Raw genomic sequence first — 20,743 nt, 5'->3', positions numbered from 1 at the left:
TCACTGAAAGCGCAGTTCGAACTCCTGGCTGCGTGAGCCGCGGCGCCAACACCTCTCTTCACGAACCCCGTTTGAGTTTGCGACAAAACCGTGAGAAGTTGTATCCTACGGCGGCGAGAATAGCGTTGTTGGCATCTCTGGAGGCATGGGTGAGGTAGTTTCGGCCCATGCGGTGCTCGTTCTTGGTGTGGTCAAATGACAGGCTCGACGGCTGCCCTTCGTCTGAAGAAGCGCTTGATGGTCTTGGTCAGGCCGCGCTTCATGCCGGCGACATAGACCTTGAAGTGGCTGTCCTTTGGGGCGTTGTGCCCGAGATAGCCGGCATCGGTGACGATCTTGTCGAGGGGAGCCCCCAGCTCTGCTCGATCTGGGGGATCACGGTGGCCAGGGTATGGCCGTCATAGGGATTACCGGGCATGGCCTTGGCATGCAGGACGAACTGCCCGCCCTTGCAGCGGTTGAGCGGGGTGGCGATGGAGACCTTGACGCCGAATTCATAGGGCTTGTGGGGTTTGCCCTTGCTAATGCATTCGACCTCGGGGGCGTGCAGAGAATAAACCTTCGGGGCCCGATCACCCCGGCGCTGCTCCATCACCCGCCGGGCCAGGGAGAGCGGATGGGCGAAGGCAGCGCGCAGGGCCTGCCGGACATCGCCCTCGCCGGCGATCTTGCGGAGGATGTCGCGCCGAACCCGGCCCAGCATGGTGCGCGCCGCATCCTTTCGTCTCCGAGTTCGAGCGAATTTTCGTGGTATTTCAGCAGGAACTTAAGACCCCATTTCTGATCGCCCATCCAGGCCCAGAACGGGTAGCCCGGGATGAACACCTCCGGGAATGCAATGAGCTGGGCGCCATTGCTCGCCGCTTCGTCCATAATCTTGATAGCTTTTTCGATCGTGGCATCCGCGTCCAGCCAAACTGGTTCTGCCTGCACGGCCGCTGCTTTGAAAGTCGAAGTATAAGAGACCATCTCCGTGTTCCCAATTTTGTTTCCGATAACGATGTCACCTGCGACCCTCGCGACTGCTTTCGCGCCTGGCGCTTGGCCATGCCTCCGGCGGCCGGCGGAAGCGCCGGCTTGAAAATTCTTCGGTGTTTCCTGCTAGCGTTCGTGCGCTGACGAATCTCGTTGCCGACGATGTCACTGTTTGCCCGCCTCGCGGGAACTGTGGCTCATCAATCAGATTGGTTTAAGCGAAACCTGGCTTAAAGTGCAGGTCCAGTTGACGCCAAACCGAGTGGGCCAGCTTCCCCAGCAAGCCAGTCGTTCATCGGGCTGCGCAGATTGAGGCGGTCAAGCATGAATCGGTGCATGCGCCTACAGACCGCGCTTTGCCAAGCTGTCAGCCGCCACCGGCCGGCCGATACCATTGATAGATATTTGGCCACGCATTCTTCGTCGCGAAGACGGTGGGCGGATCCGAGCGGAGCCTCCTGTCGCCCTGGCATATGTAGTCCGATCACGGTCTATCGGTAGATAGACGTTGACATTCCCGACTACCGAACTTAGTTTAACTCAAACGATCTATCGATAGATAGATTTAGTAATGAGGAATCCAGTTTCAAAGCGCGCAACACGCGTTTGGCTGCTAGTTCCGACAGGTTGAGATAGGAGACGACCAATGAGCCAAGCCGACAAAGCCAAGGCGTTCGCAGCCCTTCACGTCAAGGGCGCCCCGCTGATTCTGTTCAATGCATGGGACGCCGGTAGCGCGAAGGCGATTGCCGAAGCGGGAGCGAAGGCGATCGCGACGAGCAGCTGGTCTGTCGCGGCGGCGCAAGGATACCAGGATGGCGAGGATCTGCCGATCGCGATCGCTGAGCAGGTCGCGGGCAGGATCGCCGCCACCGTCGACGTCCCGGTCACCGTTGATTTCGAAGGCGGTTACAGCGACGACGATGACCAGCTCGCGTCCAATATCTCCAAGCTCCTCGAGCTCGGCGTGATCGGCATCAACTTCGAGGACCGCGTGGTCAAGGGGAAAGGGCTTTATGATCCCGAGCGGCAGGCAAAGCGTATCGCGACGATCCGCCGCGTCGCTGACCACAAGGGTGTCCCGTTCTTCATCAATGCCCGCAGCGATGTGTTTTTCGGAAACGGCTCCGACCCCGAAGATGCCCTGCGGCGCGAAAAGGCATATTCGGCGGCCGGCGCATCCGGCTTCTTCATTCCCGGCTTGACGGATGCAGGCCTGATCAAGCGGATCGCCAGCGAAGCGACGCTGCCTATCAATGTTATGGTAATGGGCGGGCTGCCTTCCAACGACGAGCTCGTAAAACTCGGCGTTGCCCGCATTAGCTATGGGCCGATCCCGTATATCGAAGCCATGGACGCGCTGAAGAAGAAGGCGGCGAAGCTTTTTTCGTAGGAGCGCCCCATTTGAGCGGCAGTCCTCGGCGGGCACGTCAAGCTCGCCAGGGCTCAATTAAGTGGTCGGAAAATGATTTCATTGCTCGACGCGAAGACGATTCGAGCAATTTATCAGTACGTCTGCCAAACGAACATGTCCGAAAACCGCCAGACGTGAGAGAGGTCTGCCGCCATAGTCGCGCTCATGGATATCGATCAAAATGCTTGTTATGAGGCCATCAGTTCCCGCGACCGCCGCTTTGACGGCCGTTTCTTTACTGCCGTCAAGACGACCGACATCTATTGCCGGCCGATCTGCCCGGCGACGACGCCCAGGCGGCAGAATGTAGTGTTCTATCCAACCGCCGCGGCGGCGGGCGAAGCTGGCTATCGCCCATGCCTGCGTTGTCGGCCGGAAGCGACGCCCGACATCGGCGCCTGGCGGGGATCGTTCAATATGGTCAACCGGGCGCTTGCCCTCATCGAGGATGGCGCCCTCGACGATAAGGGCGACGTGGGCATGCTCGCTGCTCGCCTCGGGGTCGGCGAGCGACACCTGCGCCGGCTGTTCCGCGAGCATCTTGGTGCCTTGCCGATTGCCGTCGCGCAGACCACGCGCGTTCATCTTGCGAAGCAGCTGCTACACGAAACACGCTTGCCGATGAGCGAAGTCGCGCTTGCATCAGGTTTCGGCAGCGTCTGTTTGGTCGCAGCCCAAGCTCGCTGCGCCGGGCAGGGCGAACCGACGTACCGGCGGCGGCAGGCGATGTGACGGTGCGACTACGCTACCGTGCGCCGTATGACTGGCCTGCAATGCTGAGCTTCCTTTCCGCGCGCGCTATCCCCGGAATGGAGCTGGTTGAGGAGGACGCCTACAGTCGCGTCATCGAACTGGGCGGAGCGATCGGCTCGGTCCAAGTCACGCAAGCGCGCAATGAGGACGCGCTGATCGCCCATATCAGGTTTCCGGTGCTTTCGCGGTTGCCTGTGATCATCTCGCGGCTCCGGCGTGTGTTCGACCTCACGGCAGATCCTGTGGCGATCAACGAGCACCTGATGCGAGACGCCAGGCTTGCGCCGATGGTTGCCGCCCGCCCGGGTCTGCGTGCACCTGGCGGATGGGACGGGTTTGAGCTCGCGGTCCGGGCGATTCTCGGCCAGCAGATCACGATCAAGGCCGCCATCGGACTTGCGGGAAAGCTGGTCGAATGCTACGGCGAACCGGCACTACCGTCGGCGACGGGCGACGCGCGTTTAACACACGCATTTCCGCGACCCGAGCGAATGGCGAGTGACGACCTCCAACTCGAAATGCCGCCTTCACGCGTGCGTTCGTTACGCAGTCTCGCATCCGCGGTGGCAGACGACCCCAATCTGCTCGGAATGGGGCGAAGCCTGGAAGAGGCAATTGAACGATTGAGGACTCTGCCCGGCGTCGGCGAGTGGACTGCGCAATACATCGCGCTGCGAGGAATGCGCGAGCCCGATGCCTTTCCTGCTGCGGACGTCGGGCTTATGCGCGCGCTCGCCGACGAGACAGGGCTGCGGCCGACCGCGGCTCAGCTACTGGAGCGCGCCGAGGCGTGGCGACCCTGGCGGGCTTACGCGGCCCAGCATCTCTGGGCTGCTTCTTCGACCGCGACTGGGAAGGCGGCCTGAGGCAGCGAGCCAGGTCGCGACGGCAATAATCACGTCGCGACGACACCGGCAAACTACGCGGCCTCGATTCCAAGGAGGCACTCCTTGGCAGCAAGACAACCGGCAAATCCCGTAAGCGAACCGTCCTTGCCGATTACGCGATGGCACGGCGCCACGATCGAGATCGGATTTTTCCCGTTTGCCGCTCCGACCGCCCGGAAAGCACGAGGCTTGCCGATCGCGTACGCGATGTCACTATAGGTTCGAGTCTGTCCGAACGGAATGTTCAGGAGTTCGGGCCAGACTCGCTTTTGAAACGCGGTCCCGACGAAGTCGAGAGGCAGATCGAATGTCTTGCGCGCGCCGGCGAAATATTCTCCCAGCTGGCGCTCGACGAGCAACAAAATGGGGTGGTCGACATTTTCGACGAGCGGTGCAAGGCGCACGCGCTTGGGGTCATCGTTCTCCCAGAGTATCGCTGCGAGTGCGACATCGGTTGCCACGATCTTGAGCAACCCGACCGGAGTTGCGACCGTCTTGAACGCAAAAGCCATGTACGTCCTCCAAATCGTTGTTCATCTGATAGCCGAGACGCGAAACCCTTTCGCGTCTCGGGGTGCAAAGGTCTCAGCGCCGGGCCTACTGCCGCCCAGCCATAATGCCGCCGTCAACGGACAGAACGACGCCTGTGATCCACTTCGCCTGATCCGAGGCCAGAAACAGCATGGCTTCCGCGGCGTCCTCGGGCTGGCCGTTGCGGCCGAGAGGGTGCATCGCGTTGAAGGTCGGAAGCACCTGCGCGACTTGCTCGTCGCTCAGGAAGGTGTTGAAAACCGGCGTCTCGATAATGCCCGGAGCGATCGCGTTGACCCGGATTTTGTCGGCTGCAAGCTCGATCGCAAGGTTCTTCGTCAATGCATGCACCCCGGCCTTCGCCGCCGAATACGCAGATGACGGCGTCGCACCGATCGCCTGGAGAGCCCACATCGAGCCAGTCTGAACGATTGCGCCGCCCCGGCCGGCAGCCTTCATTGCTTTCGCTGCGGCCTGCGCGGCGAAGAAGCTTCCCTTGAGGATGGCATTGGCGAAACGATCATATTCGGCTTCGTCTACCTCGAGGAACGGCTTAGGGGTGAAAATACCCGCGTTGTTGAAAAGCACGTCCAGCCGTCCAAAGTGGTCGAGAGCAGCCTTGACCGCAGCTTCACCGGTTGCGGGCGACGCGACATCCCCGACCTGGGCGATCGCAAGCTTCCCTGTCGGATCGATGTCCTTGGCCGCGGTCTCGGTCTTCGCCGCGTTTCGGCCATTGACGACAACGCGGCCGCCCTCCGCCACGAAGCGCCGCGCCACTTCCTTCCCCATTCCCGAATTGCCACCGGTGATGATCGCTACCTTATCCTGAAATCGCATAGCCCTTTTCCTTGCGTTAGTACCTATCGATAGATAGACAGTCTCTTGGATAACCGGCGGCGAACGCAGGTCAATACCTATCTATCGATAGACAGTCACCAAGATGGATTGTATGAAGGGGCATCCCCGAAAACTCCGTCATGACCACCAGGGATACGTTCGAACAGAGGGTCCGATGATGTATTATGAAGTTGTCTCGCAATGCACGCAGTCGCTGAAGTTGGTCGATGGCTGGCTCGACAAGGCTGAAGCATTCGCAAGAGCGAAGAATCTCGACATTGATTCATTGTTGAAGGGAAGCCTTGCACCGGACATGAAGCCATTGATCTATCAGGTGCAGAGCGCTTGCGACTATGTGAAGGCCGGAGCGGCTTGGCTGTCGGGGCAAAAGCCGCCGAGACACGAGGATAATGAGAGGACGGTCGAGGAGTTGCGCGTTCGCATACGCAAGACGGTCGATTTTGCGAACAGCGTCACTCAAGAGCAGTACCGAGACGCCGAAGGCCAGCATATCAGCCTGTCGTGGGCGCCCGGGAAAGTCCTCGGCGGCAAGGACTACCTTCTCCAGATGACCATCCCGAATGTCTATTTCCACATTGCGATGGTCTACGCGATCCTTCGCAACCACGGCGTCGACGTCGGTAAGATGGACTTCCTCGGGCCTGTCAATTTCGTCGACGCGTGAGCGTGTAAGCCGCTCGGCCCCAAACCGGCGGCCGGACCGTCATTCACGAGCCCCAGCTGAGGGCCTAGCGGGAATGGTGCGGCGCGCGTCAGCCTTCAATGGCCAGGCGACAGGTCGTATATGCGCGGACAAGCGCGTCGAGGCTGAAACCTCGATTGAGCCCGCTTGGATTGGGCAATACCCATGCGGGGACACTTCCAAAGTCGAGGGGCTGGCGACCCCAGGTCGTGTCGTTCACCTGCAGCATTTCCGCGAGCGCGCGTTTGCCGAGAAATGCAATCGCCCGTGGCGCAAGGTTGCAGATCCGCCCTTCCAGGCCTGCTCGGGCGTCTCGAAATTCTGCCGCCGTAATCTCGCTTGCTCGGCGCGTTGGGCGGCGGACGGCGGTTGTGAGGCCGCATCCGTAAACAAGCAGTCGGCGTTCATCGCTGGGCTCCAGGCGCACATCGGTAAAGCCGGCAAGGTGGAGCACGTTCCAGAACCGATTGCTCGGCGTCGAGAAGCTGTGACCGGACGATTCTGTGCTAAGGCCGGGATTGAGCCCGCAAAAGATGACCTTCAGCCCATTCTCGAGAATGTCGGGCTCATAACCGGCCATGCCGATCTGTCCTCAGTGTCGTCGCCCATTGAATAGCGGAAGGCAGCGAAGCGTACGGGCCGCGCCGCCAGGTGAGGCTGGCGGTCGGGACGGTCTACGCTGCTGCAAGCGCGGGAGTCATCAGGCTCGCGGTCGCATGATCGAAGGCGCTGATGTCGCCATATGCGCGTGCGAGAATCAGTCCACCTTCGAGCGTTGCCATGATCTGGAAAGCGCGCTCCGCGGCGTTCGGTCCGCCGATCCGGCTCGAAAGATCATCGATGCATCGGCGGAAATACGTCTCGATCTCTTCGAGAACCTCGGCGGGCAAGCCGCCGGCTTCGGCGCCGAGCATGCCGTTCAGACACATGCGGCCATCGCGTTCTATTTCGTTGCGGAAGATCGATCGATAGACCGCGATGACCTCATCAGCGGTTTCTCCAGGCCGTCGGCCGACGAGTTCGAAGAAGCGCTCGCCGTAGCGCCTGACGACGGCTGCGGCCATTCCGGCCTTGGTGGGAAAATGATGGTGGACGCTTGCGCTTTTGATCCCGATTTCCGCCGCAAGCTCGCGAAAGCTGAACCCCCGGTAGCCAGCGTCGCACATGCGAGCCTCGGCCAGGTCCAATAAACGGTTAGCAGTTTCAGTCATGTCAAAGTCTCCTGTCTATCGATAGATAGATGGAAACCGAGAAAATTACTAGGGGGTACCCGTATCTATCTATCGATAGAATGGAACGTGATCCATAGATGACAGGGGTTCAACCCTCTCGCGCGCGACGACGAGCTTGCATGGAAGTCTACGCGTGCGCGGCGGATCATGATCGCGATCGGCCTCCACGTCTTCAATCAACTCAAACGAGTCGGAATCGCCGGCACACTTCGGCGCTGAGCGAACCATTTGCGATGTCCCATGTGATACGGACAAGATCGGAGATCATCGCGGACGATCGTCTTACTACCAACGTGTGCTGATTTTGGACCAATTCTGTGAGGTGTAGCCGTGCCAGATACGACGACGTCGACCGCTGCAGTCGCGGGAACAGACACTATTCAGCGCCTTCAGTCGAGCGTTCCTGAGGCCCTTGCCCTGCTGGCGGCGATGGAGCTTGATCTCTTCTCGCATCTGACCACCGGCATACACGAGAGTGCTGCGCTTGCACAGCTTTGTCGGTAAGGGAGGATCGGCTGCTTCGATTGCTCTACGCATTGACGGCGATCGGGCTCGTCGAGCGGCGCGGTCGAGGTTTCGCAAACTCGGCGGAGGCTGCGACCTATCTGGACCGGAAGTCGCCTTCCTTTGTGGGCGATTTACATCGCTTTTGGCGCGAGATCTGGTCGGCCGACATGCACACGGCGGAGAGCATCCGGTCAGGCAAACCAGCTGCCAAACTGGACTTCGAAGCCGCATCAGGGGGGCGTCGCCTTAAGCTGGGACAGGGTGCGCGTCTGGCATCGTGTCAGCCTTCACGCGTTGATTAACATAGTGATCTGCCGTCATGCTGCGTTGGCGTTGGAGCGAAGCTGGCGGTGATCTGCTGCGGTCAGGTGTTTGCGGTGAAGAAGAAAGAGATTGGCGACTTGGCCGTGGGTTGAAATGAAACGCTGGCATTGCCGCGCCGACTTAAAGCGCATCATGCGCCGTTCCCGTCGTCGCACGGGAAGATGTGAATTCTCGGCGCGGTTGTTGATGCCCTTATGTGACCGATGCTCGACGCCCGGCATCAATTTGGACTTGGCGGCAGAATAGGACCGCAGCTTGTCGGTGATCATAACCCGTGGGGTGGTACCCTGACCCTTGAGCAGTTTGCGCATCAGCCGGAGGGCGGCTCGCTTGTTTCTCCGGCTTTGCAGCAGGGCGTCGAGGACGTAACCGTTTGCATCGACTGCCCGCCACAGCCAGAATTTCTTCCCCTTGATCGTCACCACCATTTCGTCGAGCTGCCATTTATCAGCAAATTGACCGCGGGACCGTCGAGGAAGCTGATGAGCGAATTTGAGGCCGAACTTCGCAGCCCATTCCGAGACGGTCTGAAACGAGACCTCAATGCCGCGCTCGGCCAGCAGATCTTCGACGTCTCGAAAGCTGAGTGGAAACCGGTAATAGAGCCAGACCGCATAGGCGATGATCTCGGCGGGAAAACGGTGGCGTCTGAAAGGAGCAGGAGAGATTTCGGTCATTGCCACCAATACTAACCCGTTCACCACAGAGACGTTAATCCGACGGTACCCCCGCAGGTTCTGGACTTGATGATTTCGAACCTCGACAGGCTGTCGATCGAAACGCAGATCAATTCGCTCGAAGTCAAAGCCATATGGGGACCGATACTCAACACCCAAATATCGCAGAGCGACATGATTGGCATCAACACATTGAATGGCGTTCTGAGGATGGTCCACGTTTCGTCCGGCGGAAACCCATCTCTCCTGACTGACATTCAGGCCGCCATCGAAGAAGCCGTAAGTGCCGATGAAGATATAAACCTACGGACTTAGAACGGCGCCGCTTTCGGTCGCCCGGCCGCGCGCCTGCATGTAATAACCCCACAGCAAGAGCGCGGCGATGCCACGATAAGGTTTCCAGGTCTCGGCGCGAGCGTAGAGCACCTTCTCGCTCGGGCGCGTGTCCCATCCAACGAGGAGCCGATAACCCTCCTGCAGCGCGATGTCGCCCGCAGGGAAGAAGTCGAGGCGTCCCTCCGAAAACATCAGGTAGGTTTCGGCGGTCCATCGGCCGACACCTTTGATGGCGACGAGCGCCGCGATCGCCTCCTCGTCCGACATCGAATCGAGCCGCTCGAAGAGTTCGGCGGCCTCGGCGATCGCGCGCACGTAGCGGATTTTCTGACCCGACAGTCCGTAGCCCCGCAGCTGAACGTCGTCTGCGGCAAGGATCGTTTCGGGCGTCAGCATGCCGAGACCATCAATCATTTTCCGCCGGATCGAATCGGCGGCCGCGACCGAAACCTGCTGGCCGATGATCTGGCGCACGAGGCCTTTGAATCCGCGCTCGCGAACGACCCAGGTGCTTGGCCGAACCTCGGCGTGAGCTTTCGCCATCAAGGGATCGAGGCTGGCGAGGGCGAGGCGACCTGCTTCAAGTTCAGCGTCGGTTGGGATCATGGTGTTGTAGACCTTCAGGTGTTGATTTCATTGAATTCCATCCTCGTCGAAAGGGATGTGTCGGATCGCGATAGTCTGGTCGCGCGTCAGCCCGCGAAACCGCCGCTATCGAGGAAGGCTTGCTCCTCCGGGGTCGTGTCGCGGCCCAACACGGGATTTCGGTGCGGGAACCGCCCGAAGCGCGCGATGATATCGTGGTGCATGCGCGCGTATAAGATGGCCCCCGCACCCAATGAGGCCTCGCAGAACCGAAGCGCGCGGACCTGATCTCCTAGATCCTCGGAATGGATGAGCGGGAGATAGAAGAATACGCGCAGGTCTTGTTCGACTTGCGCGTCGTGGCCGCGGTCGATCGCCATTCGCGCAAAGTGCCGCGCAAGCGGATCGGTGGCGCACATATGCGCGGTGCGATAGCTGTTGCGCGGGAATTGGTTGAGCAGCACCATGAGCGCCAGCGCACCTTCGGTAGTGTCGGCGCAATGGTCGAGTTGGCGAGCAGCGGCCGTGAAATGCAACGCTTCGAAGCGGGCATGAAAATCGGCGTCAAAGTACGGCTCTTTCGTCAACCATCTGTCTAGGCCGGAGCGTCGCCAGAAGTCGTTGACGGCTGCGATGCGCGGATCGACGTCGGGAGCGTGCCGTACGGTGTCGCTTTTGAGGGAATCCAGGATCATTTCGGTCATAACGGTTCGGCGCCTTTACGCCTTCAGGACGGGCTGTTTTCGGCGGTCCGGATCAGTCGCCAGCTCGCCAGGCTTGAAAGGACGGCGACGAACGCCGCGGCGAAAAGAGCCGCGCCGAACCCGGCGCCGACGCTCGCATGCAAGGGGCCCGCGAGGGCGCTCTGGATTGGCCCCGGCAGTGTGGCCAATGCGCCCTCGATGTCACCGCCGACGATGCGAAGACTGAGATCGTGCCAGTCGACCGCGCGGCCCGGCACGAGCGGTGTCCCGAGCTTGCGCAGGCTGGATTCGGTGACGGCAGCGAGGACCGCGCCGAGACCTGCGACGCCGGCGATGATGCCGATGAAACGCGTCGTGCTGGCGAGGCCCGAGGCCATCCCGGCGCGCTCGGGTGGGACCGAGCTGACCTGTGCCTTGGCGGTCTCGCTGTTGAGAAGACCGGCGCCCGAACCGGTGACGAACATGCCGATGGCGGCCGTCCAATAGGCAAAGCCGGCGAGAACCGCGCCCGCGGCCATCGCGTTACCGATAGCGACAAGGCTGAGGCCGAAGCAGAGAATGGCGCGGCTCGACAGCCGCGCCGCAAGCTTGCCGCCAATGCTCGGGCCGATCAGCAGCGGCAATGCGAACGGCGTCATCGCGATGCCAGCCATCGCCGGCGACAGAGTAAACGCATCCTGCAGATAGAGCGGCAGGATCGTCATCATCACCTGGGCTGAGGCAGCATAGCCGAGCATGGCGATCGCGGCGCCGACGACGGTCGGATCGCTGAAGATCGACAGGTCGATCACCGGACGCGGGTGGCGGCGTTCGGCGAAAACGAACGCGACGAGCAGGACCGCGCCGACAACGAGGCGCAGGATCGTGCGCGAGCTTTCCCAGCCGACCGCATTGGCGTCGATGAGCGCCCAGACGACGCTGAACAGCCCGGCGCCGAAGAGCACGATGCCCCGATAGTCGAGACCGGCGGCTTTGGGGTCGCGCGATTCATTGACCGAGGAGAGGGCGAGCGCGATCAGCCCGGCACCGAGCGGCAGGTTGATGTAGAACGCCCATCGCCACCCGAAATAGGATGTGACGAGACCTCCGACGATTGGCCCCAGTGACGGAGCAATCCCCATCACGGTGCCCCAGATGGCGTAAACGCGGGCGCGTTCGTGGGCCTCGAAACCGTCGGCGATCACCGCGAGTGACGATGTCAACTGCAGGGCGGCGCCCACCGCCTGCAAGGCGCGCGCGGCGTTGAGCGTCAGAAGATCGGGCGCCGCACCGCATAGGACCGATACCAAAGTGAAGATCGTGAGGCCGAGCAGCAGCATGCGCCGACGCCCGAGCCGATCGGCGAGGGCGCCGGCGGGCATCAGGAGTGCCGCAAAGGGGAGGATGTAGGCGCTGACGACCCACTCGACGTCGGTAAAACTCCCCTTGAGATCGCGCGCGATCGACGGCAGCGAGACGGCGACGATGTTGGTGTCGAGCATGATGAGGAATGGCGCGCCAGCGCAGCACAACAGCATGCGCAGCTTGCGTCCCGAAAGCGCCACGTCCGCCCGTGTCGGTTCAATGTCGTCGCGTCGCGCGGGCGTCACCGCGTCGACGCCATTGCCTGCTCCTGAAGACACTTTGCGCCCAATCTTAATCTATCTATCGATAGGTTCATATGAAGTAAGCGCGCCGGCTGGTTCAGTCAAGGAAAAGCCGATGTCAATATTCGGATTAAACGTGCACGCTCACGCGAAGGCAACGAACCCGGGACGGGAAACTCTGGTCATCAGAACCTTCAGATCTTCGTTCCAATCGTCGCTGCGGGGCCGCGGCCGAACGTAGCCGGCTCCGCTCTCGGCGGCGATCGCCTGGATGCGCTCGGCATAGATGTCGCCTTGGCGGTTGTTGTCGGTGGCGGCGACGAGACTGACGTTGCCTGCCATGGCGACGTGGCGAAGCGCCTCGTCGGTCGCAGGCGACCGGCCGCCGCCGGTGCTGACATAGAGCGTGTCGGACCGGAGGACTTCGATTGCCGCAAGGCTCATGGCGACGATCGCGGCCTCGGTCACGCAGATCCGAACGGCATCTCGAGCGCCAAAGCGGAAAAGCACCTTGTCCCCGTCGGTGGCAAAGCCGCGCCAGGCCGGCCCGCGCTCCTCCCATCCGGCGGGCTCGCCCGACACCGAGCGATGGACTGCCCACATGCTGCCGTGCGGTCCTTCCCGCAGGCAATCCTGCGATCGCGGTTTGAACGAGGTCATCGGGCAGGGCGCGCGCTGACGTCAGGTAGCGCCATGTCGCCGAACCCGGCCGCGGCTTGGATCGCCGCCGCCACCGCTCGGCGATCGCGACGGCCGGCGACGGGCGGGCCGATCGCGTCCAGACCGGCTCGCTCGAAACGACGCCGACCAGCGAGGCGAGGTGTTCGCACGCGGCGACGAAGCCGTCGGCGCCGAGATGCTCGGCGAGATCGAAGATGTCGCCTTTCTTCGTCGACAAGGGATCGAACTAGCCGCGTCCTTCATGAATCACAATGATGATTTCGCCATCACCGCGCCTGAACTTCACGGCGCGGCGGGTGCTCTCCTTCAGATCGACCTTCCAGCCGGCGGCTTCGAGGACGATCGCGCAGGTCACCTTCTCGCGCAGATTCTCGATTTCATGCTTCTCCATCCGTTCACTCGAGCCGCGCCTTCAGCGCGCTCGTCCTTTCCTCGGTTGATTATCCTCATCCCGCACCTTGCGGAACACAACCGGCACGTCGCGTAGCCTGCCGGATGCAAGGGCGCGCAGACACGAAATCGAGCATGGACGATGATCGGCGCGGCGAAGCCTCCCTTGCGTCCGGTAAGGCGCCAGCGGCACCATGCTTTGCTTTTGCGCTTCGCGCGTCAGGGATGGCTGCCCGGAAGAGGGAAGACCTTCGCGAGGGCTTCAGCGCAGCCGCCAGCGCGGCCCCGCCAGGGGGACGCCCGGCCTTTGCCCACAAAAACATCGGGAAGGGGGTTTGGCATCGTTCGAGTTTTATAAAGCATGTAGAACACAAACGATCGAGCGGTTATGAGTCGTGCGGGGCAGTACGCGCTGCCCTGGGGCTTGGAAAACCCCTGTTAGCGGTTGGCGCCGGCCGATACGGCGCCGCACTCCTTGACCTTATGGTCGGGGAGCCTGTGGCGTATGCAACAGGTTCTCCGAACTAAAGGCCACAGGGCCGTCTAACAGCGGTTTTCCAACTCCCCGATCACCAAGAGTCAGAGAGGGGTCGTTTGCTGGGGCGTACCGCAGGCTTGTACCCGGTGAGGGGGATCGAGTGGTCAGGGCCAGGGAACGAGGTCCAAAACGCTTGAACGGGAGACGGTGGCGGCTCACCGCGCCTATGTCGACGCTCTGGCCGCCTGGGACCATATCTTTCACCTCGCCTCCTGTCCGGTTTGCCGCCCTGAAGGGCTGAGCGACGAGGAGCACGGCATCCGTTGCGCGTCGGCCGAGATGGAGAAAGAGCGCCGCCGGGTCGTTTTCCGCGACCTTTGTGACGAGCTCGGATGCGTTCCGTCGGGACACGGCGTGAAACTGTCACCCACGCAAAAGTGCTGTCCGCGTCGAAGCGCTGATTCATGATAACCGCACCATTGACGGTTCGCCCGGCATTCGTAACGTTGAGGCGCCCCGCCGGCCAGTCGACCGGCAGGGCGAGCATGGTCAAGCCGCAGGAAGCGCGTCGGATCGGGACGCGTCATAAAACGGATAGTCGGTATAGCCGCGTTCGTCGAAGGCGTAGAACGTGCTGCGATCGTAGGGGTTGAGCGGCCATCCGTTCTCGATCCGCTTCGGCAGGTCGGGATTGGCGACGAAATGCCGACCGAAGGCGACCAGGTCGGCGACGCCGTTCGACACAGCAGCCTTGGCCGTCTCCGGGTTGAAGCCGCCCGCTGCAATGACAGGGCCCCGGAAAAGCTTGCCGAGCTCCTGTGCCGCGATCGGCGGCTGGCTTTCCGCGATCGTGTCGGCACCTTTGACCCGCGGCTCGATGAGATGAACGTAGGCGATGCCCAGAGCGTCCAGCTGCTGGATGACATAGCCGAACAGAGCGTGCGGGTCGCTATCGCCCATGCCATTGAAGCTGTTGCTGGGCGAGAGCCGCACGCCGACACGATCGGCGCGCCAGACCTCAACAAGTACGCCGACGACCTCCAGGAGGAGACGCGCCCTGTTTTCGATCGAGCCGCCATAACGGTCGGTACGCTTGTTCACGTTGTCCTGGAGGAACTGGTCGATCAGGTGGCCGTTGGCGGCCATGAGCTCGACGCCATCGAAACCGGCACGCTTGGCGTTCTGGGCGGCTTGGCGATACTGTTCAACAATGGTCGATATCTCGTCGGTATCGAGCGCACGGTGCGGAGATACCGGCTTGAAGCCGTCGGGGGCATCAATCACATTGTTCGCATCGGCCCAATAGGCAGGATCGACCGACGCGGTCACCGGCTGCGATCCGGTGATCTCAGCGTGCGATGTCCGACCCGCGTGCCAGAGCTGCGTGAAGAAGGTGCCGCCCCTGTCGTGGACGGCGTCGGTGATGCGCTTCCATCCAGCGACCTGTTCTTCCGAATAAAGGCCGGGCGCGTGGTAGTAGCCGCGCGCCGAGGATGCGATCGCCGTTGCCTCGGTGATGATCAGTCCGCCTTCTGATGCGCGTTGCGTGTAATATTCAAGCTGCAGATCGCTGGGGATACCCGTCCCCGGCTGCGCGCGCAGACGGCTCAACGGCGGCAGGACGATTCGGTGTTGCAATATATAGGGACCGATATGAACGGGCGTGAAGAGCGTTCTGGCGGTGGACTCGGCGGACTGTTGCAGGCTCATGTTGTGTCCTTAATCTATCTATCGATAGGTCGTTAGGTGATGGACAATATTCGCTGGCATTCCTCCTCGTCAAAGGCTATCTATCGATAGAGAGACGCGAGCCAGTAATTTGTTCGAATGGACGCGTCGGCGGACGATCGAGCGCCGGATAGACTCGAGAGGGCAAATGACGATGCAAATGTCCGAGAAACCCCAGTTGACCGTCGAGGCGGCGACCGAACTGCACAACCGCGTTGCAAAGCGCGTCGTTGCGGAAATCATCGAGGACACCCGCGCGGCGGGCGGTTCCTATTCGGACTTGCTTGTCATCACCGAGAGCGTGCTCGTCGGTGTCGTCGTGGAATGTTTCAGGCTCGGCCATGACAGCAAGGTGATCGACCTTGTTTTCACCGCGGCGAAGACACGCCTCGCCAACGTCCGGCTCAAGGACGTGCGGGCGGAGGGAACCGGTTGACCGTCTCGTCTCTGCGTCTCGCCCAGTTCAGTTTTCAGGACCTCAGCCCAGGGCACTGCGTGGGATGGCGGCATCGAGCTCGTCGCGAGATGGTCCTCCCGGGAGCTTGCGATGGCCCTTAAGAGCATGCCAACAGCGCCGGATGAGGCCCATAGTGGGCATCGATCGGTCCGAGGACGATCATCACGGTCGAATGAGACGGGCAGGTTTGAACCTTATCATCGCGAGAGTGTCGATGACGGGTGGTCGGTCGCGGATGTCGACGAGACGGAGCGCGTCGATTCCACCCTGACCTCCGAAAAAGCGAAGTCGATCATCTCCCGGAACGCGAGCCCGGATATCGGTTTTGATCGCTCGGTCAATCCCTATCGAGGCTGCGAGCATGGATGCATCTACTGCTTCGCCCGGCCTTCGCACGCTTATCTCGGATTGTCGCCGGGGCTCGATTTCGAGACGAAGCTATTTTTCAAGCCGCAGGCGGCGACATTGCTGAGGAGCGAGCTCTCCAAGGCGGGTTATGTCCCAGATCGCGTGCAACTCGGGGCGAACACAGACTGCTACCAGCCGGTTGAGAAGCGCCTACGCATCACGCGCAGCATCATCGAAGTGCTCGCCGAATTCCAGCATCCCCTCGGCATCACCACAAAAAATTACCTCGTCACGCGCGACATCGACTTGCTCGCTCCGATGGCCGAGCGGAATTTGAGCGTCGTCGTGATTTCGATCACGACGCTCGACCGTCAGCTCGGCCGGGCGATGGAGCCAAGGGCATCGACGCCGTCGCGGCGGCTCGATGCCATTCGCGCGCTCAGCGATGCCGGCATACCGGTCATCGTCAGCGTGGCGCCGATCATTCCGGGCCTCACCGACCATGAGATCGAGGCGATCCTCGAGGCTTCGGCCAACGCCGGTGCGCGGTACGCACACTATTCGATGCTGCGACTGCCCCATGAACTGAAGGATCTTTTCAAGGAGTGGCTCGCAGCGGAACGTCCCGAACGCGCTGAGCGCGTCATGTCGCTGGTTCGCCAGATGCGCGGTGGCAAGGAAAACGACGCACGCTTCGGCCACCGCATCGCGGGCGAGCGGCCCGTCGCGCAGATCCTTGTTGACCGTTTTCGGCTGGCGCGCCGGCGCTTCGCGCTCGATCGGAAAATCGCGCCGCTTCGAACCGATCTCTTCCGAATCCCGCCGAGGCCTGGCGACCAGCTCACGCTGCTATGAGCGACGCTAAGTCGTCGCAGGCCGAAATTCTCGAACCGAATGTCCACTATCGCCACAGGAGAATATGAATGCCAGAAATCATCGTCCGTCCGCTCGCACCAACTGACCATGCCGAATGGCAAAGGCTGTGGACTGCTTATCTGACGTTCTATGAGGCCAGCCTGCCCGACGAAGTGTTCGAAACGACGTGGCGTCGCCTTTTCACCGAAGGCGAGTTCGAACCCAAGGGTTTCCTCGCCACGATCGAGAACAAGCCCGTCGGCCTCGTCCACTACCTCTATCACCGCAGCTGCTGGTCGCTGAAGAACAACTGCTACCTTCAAGATCTCTTCGCCGATCCCGACGTCCGCGGCAAAGGCGTGGGCGCGGCGCTGATCAAGGCCGTCCAGACGGAAGCGCTCAAGATCGGCGTCACCAACGTTTATTGGATGACGCGCGAGACCAACGCAACGGCTCGCCGCCTCTATGATCGTGTCGCTCGGCGCACGGGTTTCATCGAGTACGATCTTCAATAACCGGCGCCAATAGCACGTGTATGATCGCGAGCGTTCTCGGAGCCGAATGACAAAATTGCATTCGGCGCCGAGGCGAAACATTGAAGGCGTCTCGCCCATTGCTGTAAGCGAAGGCGAAGTGGTCAGTCTAGTTTCGCGCCGCGGTCGAGAGGGCCTCCGCCAAACCGGCGACGTCTTGATGCTCGGTGCGCCACGATGACAGACTGATCCGAAGCGCAGGCCGGCCCTGCCAGACTGTCATTCCAAACCAGCCGGCGCCGGTGTCGATGACACTTTGGCGTATTTGCGCGGTCTGCTCATCGGTGCCATATCGCACCACCAGCTGATTGAGAACGACGCGATTGAGAACGTCGAACCCGCTTTCACGGAGCCGATCCGCGAGCCACGCGGCTTCGTTGCAATGACGGTCGACGAGCTGCGCGACACCCGCGCGGCCGAGCGTCCGGAGCGCAGCCCAAATAGGAATGCCGCGAGCGCGCCGCGAGAACTCGAGCGTCAGGTTCTTTTGCGCGTCGGCGGACGCTGTTGCGTAAACGGCGTCGGAATTCATGGCCTGGGCCAGTGCCTGCGCGTCGCGGCAGATGGCGACCGCTCCGTCGTAGGGCGTGTTCAGCCATTTGTGTCCGTCTGTGGTCCAGCTATCGGCACCCTCGATCCCCTCGGTAAGTGCTCGCCTCGACGAGGTACGCGCCCACAAACCGAATGCACCGTCGACATGGACCCAGGCCTTCGCCTTTGTCGCCGCGTCGATCAGGACAGCCAAAGGGTCGAACTCACCCGTGTTCACCTCTCCGGCTTGCAGGCAAAGGATCGTCTTCTCATCGAGCGGGGGTAAGCGATCTGGATCGATCCGCCCATATGCGTCCACGGGCGCCGTGACCAGGTGTACGGATCCGAAGCCGAGTAACCGCAGAGCCTTCCGCACGGTGATATGGACGGTCTCGGACACGACAACCCGGATCTCAGGGGCGCCGAACAGCCCGTCCCTATCGATATTCCACCCTTGACGCGACAGCAGTGATCGCCGAGCTGCTGAAAGGCAACTGAGCGCACAGGCGGTCGCGCTCGTACCAAATCCGACAGCAGATTCTCGTGGCAGGTCGAGTGCGTCGAGAAGCCACCGACCGGCGATTTTCTCGATCGTCGCTGCGATCGGGGACGTGTCGTACGTGGCGGCGCACTGGTCCCAGGCCAGCATCAAGCGCTCGGCGGCGGCCGCTGCGGGCAAAGACGCGCCGATCACGAAGCCAAAATAACGCGGGCCGTTCGATGCCGTCGTCGCCGGCGAGCCATAGCTGTCGAGCATTCGAAGCGTTTCGACCGCGTCGCGCCCTTCATCGGGAAGTGGTTCCGAAAAGACACTTAGGCCGGCACGCGCCGCCTGGTCGGGAAACGGTAAGCGTTGCTCGATCCCTTCCAGGTAACTTCTTGCGCGACGATCCGCCTCCGCCATCAATTCCAGTTCCGACATGTCGCTCCCTCTTTCCGGTCGGCCGATGACTGGGTGACCGCTTTCCCGCGTCGCGCCGCCGCATCCGCGACGCGGACCGCACACTCGACGAATCAATTATCTATCTTTCGATAGATAGTCATAGCAGGCGTTAAGGCTCGGCGTTACGGTCTGTCAACGACTATCGGACAGCGCGCGACCTTTCCGGCTAGGCACGACCTAACCCACTCGAGCCAAACAGCGCTTGAGAAAGATTTGCGCTGATCAAAAACGCGAGTGGGGGAACCGAGCTCATCGTCTCGGCTCCGTGAACCATGCGACCACCGCGGCCAAGAAGCAAAGCGCCGCGCAGATGCAGGCGACCCATTGGAAGGCACTCGTCGTGGCAGCGACACGAGCGGTTTCGGCGATCGCGTCGAGCGGCGGGGCCGGACGTACACCGAACTCGCCGTTCGAGCCGGCGTCACTAAGCGAATGGACATAGACGGCGGATACGACAGCGCCGAACGCGGCGATCGCGATGAGGCCGCCGGCGCGTGCGACTGCGTTGTTGATGCCGGAGGCCTGCCCGGAATCTTCATCCGGCGCAGCCGCCATCACAGCCGTGGAAAGCGGCGAGACGAGCGCCGCCATCCCAAGCCCCATCACCGTTAGGAGCGGAAGGGTCAGAGCCCAGAATTGTCGGAAGGGTAGCGTGGCGGCGATGCCAACGAAGGCGATACCGACGATGGCGGCACCCGCAGTCATCGGCCAACGCGCACCGATCCGGTCCGCGAGGCGCCCCGCCAGGCTGGATAGGACACCAATCGCAAGCGCTAATGGGAGAAACAAGAGGCTCGCCTGCCATTCCGGTATGCCCCACGCGGAGATGACGGTCATCGGCAGGAAGAAGAGCAGCGCGTTGAGAGCGACGAAGACGAGCAACGTGTAGAGGTTCGCCCCGGCGAACGCGCGCGAGGCAAACAACCGGAGCTTTACCAGGGGCGTTTTTGCCCGCCGTTCCCACAGAAGGAAGAGGCCAAACACCACCGCCGCGCCGACAAGCGCGATCGATGCGAGGCGCCCAGCGCCACCGGAAGACCCGATTGCGGTCAGTCCCCAGGCGAGCAAACCGAGTGAAGCCGTCGCCAGAACCGCGCCGACCAGGTCGAGCCGCCCTCGATCGTGCCGCACATCGTCAGGCACGCGCTTGAGCAAGATGATCAGTGCCAGCGCGCCGATCGGGAGATTCAACGCGAAGATCGATCGCCACGCCCAGCTCGTATCAAGCGACAGAACAAGGCCACCGAGAAGCGGTCCGGCAGCCGTGGTCAGCGACGAGACCGAGGCCCAAAGGCCAATCGCGGCGCCGCGTTCCTCCGCCGGATAAGCCTTGGCGATAACAGCCAGGCTGCCAGGGACCATGAAGGCAGCGCCGAAGCCCTGCGCGCCGCGCGTCAGGATGAGCCAGGGTGCGTCGGGGGACAGAGCGCATGCGATCGAGGCGACCACGAAAACCGCGATGCCGAAGGCGAATGCGTTGCGTGTGCCGAAGATGTCGCCGGCCGCGCCGCCAAGCAGCACCAGCGAGGAGAGGAGCAGCATGTAGCTGTTCGAGATCCACTGCGCATCGACGAGCGATGCGCCAAGGTCGACACGGATCGCCGGCGTCGCGAGCGACACGACGGTCATATCGATGAAGCCCATCGTCGATGCCAGGATCGCGGCGACGAGAACGAGCCACCGGCTCTCAGGCGCGCAGAATTGGTTCTGCTCGGGAATGGCGACGGCGGGGCCGACCACGGCGC

The 20,743-nt window shown here is 61.8% G+C and carries 21 protein-coding genes and 1 pseudogene; 7 read left to right on the top strand and 15 right to left on the bottom strand.

Annotation, left to right across the window (positions count from 1 at the left end; all coding sequences use genetic code 11):
* Nucleotides 1-259: 259 nt before the first annotated feature.
* Both ACTJKX_RS24055 and ACTJKX_RS24050 read right to left on the bottom strand, forming a co-directional pair.
* On the bottom strand, nucleotides 260-703 hold the full coding sequence (locus ACTJKX_RS24055) for a hypothetical protein (protein ID WP_440726768.1): 444 nt from the start codon (nucleotides 701-703) through the stop codon (nucleotides 260-262).
* The gene (locus ACTJKX_RS24050; protein WP_440726767.1) at nucleotides 592-969 is read right to left on the bottom strand and encodes a nitrilase-related carbon-nitrogen hydrolase; all 378 of its coding nucleotides are present in this window, start codon (nucleotides 967-969) and stop codon (nucleotides 592-594) included. The genes ACTJKX_RS24055 and ACTJKX_RS24050 overlap by 112 nt, the downstream gene beginning before the upstream one ends.
* Before the next feature lie 652 nt (nucleotides 970-1,621).
* On the opposite strand from ACTJKX_RS24050, the gene ACTJKX_RS24045 reads away from it, so the two are divergent.
* The 3 genes from ACTJKX_RS24045 (at nucleotide 1,622) to ACTJKX_RS24035 (ending at nucleotide 4,008) form a co-directional block, all read left to right on the top strand.
* Nucleotides 1,622-2,368 (top strand): isocitrate lyase/PEP mutase family protein, encoded by a 747-nt coding sequence (locus tag ACTJKX_RS24045; RefSeq protein ID WP_440726766.1) that lies wholly within the window; start codon nucleotides 1,622-1,624, stop codon nucleotides 2,366-2,368.
* Nucleotides 2,369-2,554: 186 nt separating this feature from the next.
* Entirely contained in the window at nucleotides 2,555-3,121 is a 567-nt protein-coding gene (locus ACTJKX_RS24040) for a bifunctional transcriptional activator/DNA repair enzyme AdaA (protein WP_440726765.1), read from the top strand.
* Nucleotides 3,118-4,008: a DNA-3-methyladenine glycosylase family protein gene (locus tag ACTJKX_RS24035; RefSeq protein ID WP_440726764.1), complete on the top strand. Its 891-nt coding sequence runs from the start codon at nucleotides 3,118-3,120 to the stop codon at nucleotides 4,006-4,008. Before ACTJKX_RS24040 ends, ACTJKX_RS24035 begins: the two co-directional genes overlap by 4 nt.
* Before the next feature lie 53 nt (nucleotides 4,009-4,061).
* On the opposite strand, the gene ACTJKX_RS24030 is transcribed toward ACTJKX_RS24035, so the two are convergent.
* Both ACTJKX_RS24030 and ACTJKX_RS24025 read right to left on the bottom strand, forming a co-directional pair.
* Complete coding sequence (locus ACTJKX_RS24030; RefSeq protein WP_440726763.1) at nucleotides 4,062-4,541, bottom strand: methylated-DNA--[protein]-cysteine S-methyltransferase; 480 nt, start codon at nucleotides 4,539-4,541, stop codon at nucleotides 4,062-4,064.
* Between the two features lie 85 nt (nucleotides 4,542-4,626).
* On the bottom strand, nucleotides 4,627-5,400 hold the full coding sequence (locus ACTJKX_RS24025) for an SDR family NAD(P)-dependent oxidoreductase (RefSeq protein WP_440726762.1): 774 nt from the start codon (nucleotides 5,398-5,400) through the stop codon (nucleotides 4,627-4,629).
* 175 nt (nucleotides 5,401-5,575) lie between these two features.
* Between ACTJKX_RS24025 and ACTJKX_RS24020 the strand changes: the two genes are divergently transcribed.
* Complete coding sequence (locus ACTJKX_RS24020; protein ID WP_440726761.1) at nucleotides 5,576-6,085, top strand: DUF1993 domain-containing protein; 510 nt, start codon at nucleotides 5,576-5,578, stop codon at nucleotides 6,083-6,085.
* Nucleotides 6,086-6,173: 88 nt separating this feature from the next.
* Here the strand turns inward: ACTJKX_RS24020 and mug are convergent, their stop codons facing one another.
* The 9 genes and pseudogenes from mug to ACTJKX_RS23975 all read right to left on the bottom strand — a co-directional run bounded on the left by mug (nucleotide 6,174) and on the right by ACTJKX_RS23975 (nucleotide 15,313).
* Complete coding sequence (gene mug / locus ACTJKX_RS24015) at nucleotides 6,174-6,683, bottom strand: G/U mismatch-specific DNA glycosylase (protein ID WP_440726760.1); 510 nt, start codon at nucleotides 6,681-6,683, stop codon at nucleotides 6,174-6,176.
* A gap of 94 nt (nucleotides 6,684-6,777) precedes the next feature.
* Entirely contained in the window at nucleotides 6,778-7,314 is a 537-nt protein-coding gene (locus ACTJKX_RS24010; protein ID WP_440726759.1) for a TetR/AcrR family transcriptional regulator, read from the bottom strand.
* A gap of 845 nt (nucleotides 7,315-8,159) precedes the next feature.
* Nucleotides 8,160-8,843 (bottom strand): IS6 family transposase, encoded by a 684-nt coding sequence (locus ACTJKX_RS24005; RefSeq protein WP_440726801.1) that lies wholly within the window; start codon nucleotides 8,841-8,843, stop codon nucleotides 8,160-8,162.
* Between the two features lie 303 nt (nucleotides 8,844-9,146).
* Complete coding sequence (locus tag ACTJKX_RS24000) at nucleotides 9,147-9,785, bottom strand: DNA-3-methyladenine glycosylase family protein (protein ID WP_440726758.1); 639 nt, start codon at nucleotides 9,783-9,785, stop codon at nucleotides 9,147-9,149.
* A gap of 86 nt (nucleotides 9,786-9,871) precedes the next feature.
* Nucleotides 9,872-10,459, bottom strand: a complete 588-nt coding sequence (locus ACTJKX_RS23995; protein WP_440726800.1) for a DUF924 family protein — start codon at nucleotides 10,457-10,459, stop codon at nucleotides 9,872-9,874.
* A 32-nt stretch (nucleotides 10,460-10,491) separates the two neighbouring features.
* Nucleotides 10,492-12,057, bottom strand: coding sequence for an MFS transporter (locus tag ACTJKX_RS23990; protein ID WP_440726757.1), 1,566 nt, complete (start codon nucleotides 12,055-12,057; stop codon nucleotides 10,492-10,494).
* A gap of 141 nt (nucleotides 12,058-12,198) precedes the next feature.
* Nucleotides 12,199-13,126 (bottom strand): annotated as a pseudogene (locus ACTJKX_RS23985) (DUF3991 and toprim domain-containing protein).
* A 437-nt stretch (nucleotides 13,127-13,563) separates the two neighbouring features.
* Nucleotides 13,564-13,632 carry a hypothetical protein gene (locus tag ACTJKX_RS23980; RefSeq protein ID WP_430641986.1) on the bottom strand — a complete coding sequence of 23 codons (69 nt, stop codon included), beginning with the start codon at nucleotides 13,630-13,632 and terminating at the stop codon, nucleotides 13,564-13,566.
* A gap of 520 nt (nucleotides 13,633-14,152) precedes the next feature.
* Nucleotides 14,153-15,313 (bottom strand): alkene reductase, encoded by a 1,161-nt coding sequence (locus ACTJKX_RS23975; RefSeq protein ID WP_440726756.1) that lies wholly within the window; start codon nucleotides 15,311-15,313, stop codon nucleotides 14,153-14,155.
* Between the two features lie 178 nt (nucleotides 15,314-15,491).
* Here ACTJKX_RS23975 and ACTJKX_RS23970 point away from each other — a divergent pair, with 178 nt between their 5' ends.
* From ACTJKX_RS23970 to ACTJKX_RS23960, 3 genes are all read left to right on the top strand, one after another.
* Complete coding sequence (locus ACTJKX_RS23970) at nucleotides 15,492-15,767, top strand: hypothetical protein (protein ID WP_440726755.1); 276 nt, start codon at nucleotides 15,492-15,494, stop codon at nucleotides 15,765-15,767.
* Between the two features lie 111 nt (nucleotides 15,768-15,878).
* Nucleotides 15,879-16,991 carry a PA0069 family radical SAM protein gene (locus ACTJKX_RS23965; RefSeq protein ID WP_440726754.1) on the top strand — a complete coding sequence of 371 codons (1,113 nt, stop codon included), beginning with the start codon at nucleotides 15,879-15,881 and terminating at the stop codon, nucleotides 16,989-16,991.
* Between the two features lie 68 nt (nucleotides 16,992-17,059).
* On the top strand, nucleotides 17,060-17,506 hold the full coding sequence (locus ACTJKX_RS23960; protein WP_440726753.1) for an N-acetyltransferase family protein: 447 nt from the start codon (nucleotides 17,060-17,062) through the stop codon (nucleotides 17,504-17,506).
* 127 nt (nucleotides 17,507-17,633) lie between these two features.
* On the opposite strand, the gene ACTJKX_RS23955 is transcribed toward ACTJKX_RS23960, so the two are convergent.
* Together ACTJKX_RS23955 and ACTJKX_RS23950 are read right to left on the bottom strand one after the other, a co-directional pair.
* A complete protein-coding gene (locus ACTJKX_RS23955; protein WP_440726752.1) occupies nucleotides 17,634-18,977 on the bottom strand; it encodes a pyridoxal phosphate-dependent decarboxylase family protein in 1,344 nt (447 codons plus the stop codon).
* Between the two features lie 270 nt (nucleotides 18,978-19,247).
* Nucleotides 19,248-20,738 (bottom strand): DHA2 family efflux MFS transporter permease subunit, encoded by a 1,491-nt coding sequence (locus ACTJKX_RS23950; protein ID WP_440726751.1) that lies wholly within the window; start codon nucleotides 20,736-20,738, stop codon nucleotides 19,248-19,250.
* Nucleotides 20,739-20,743 lie beyond the last annotated feature (5 nt).

The sequence above is a fragment of the Labrys sp. 22185 genome (assembly GCF_052045555.1).
In the GTDB taxonomy this organism is placed as follows: domain Bacteria; phylum Pseudomonadota; class Alphaproteobacteria; order Rhizobiales; family Labraceae; genus Labrys; species Labrys neptuniae.
This window is presented reverse-complemented; position numbering and strand designations above follow the sequence as displayed.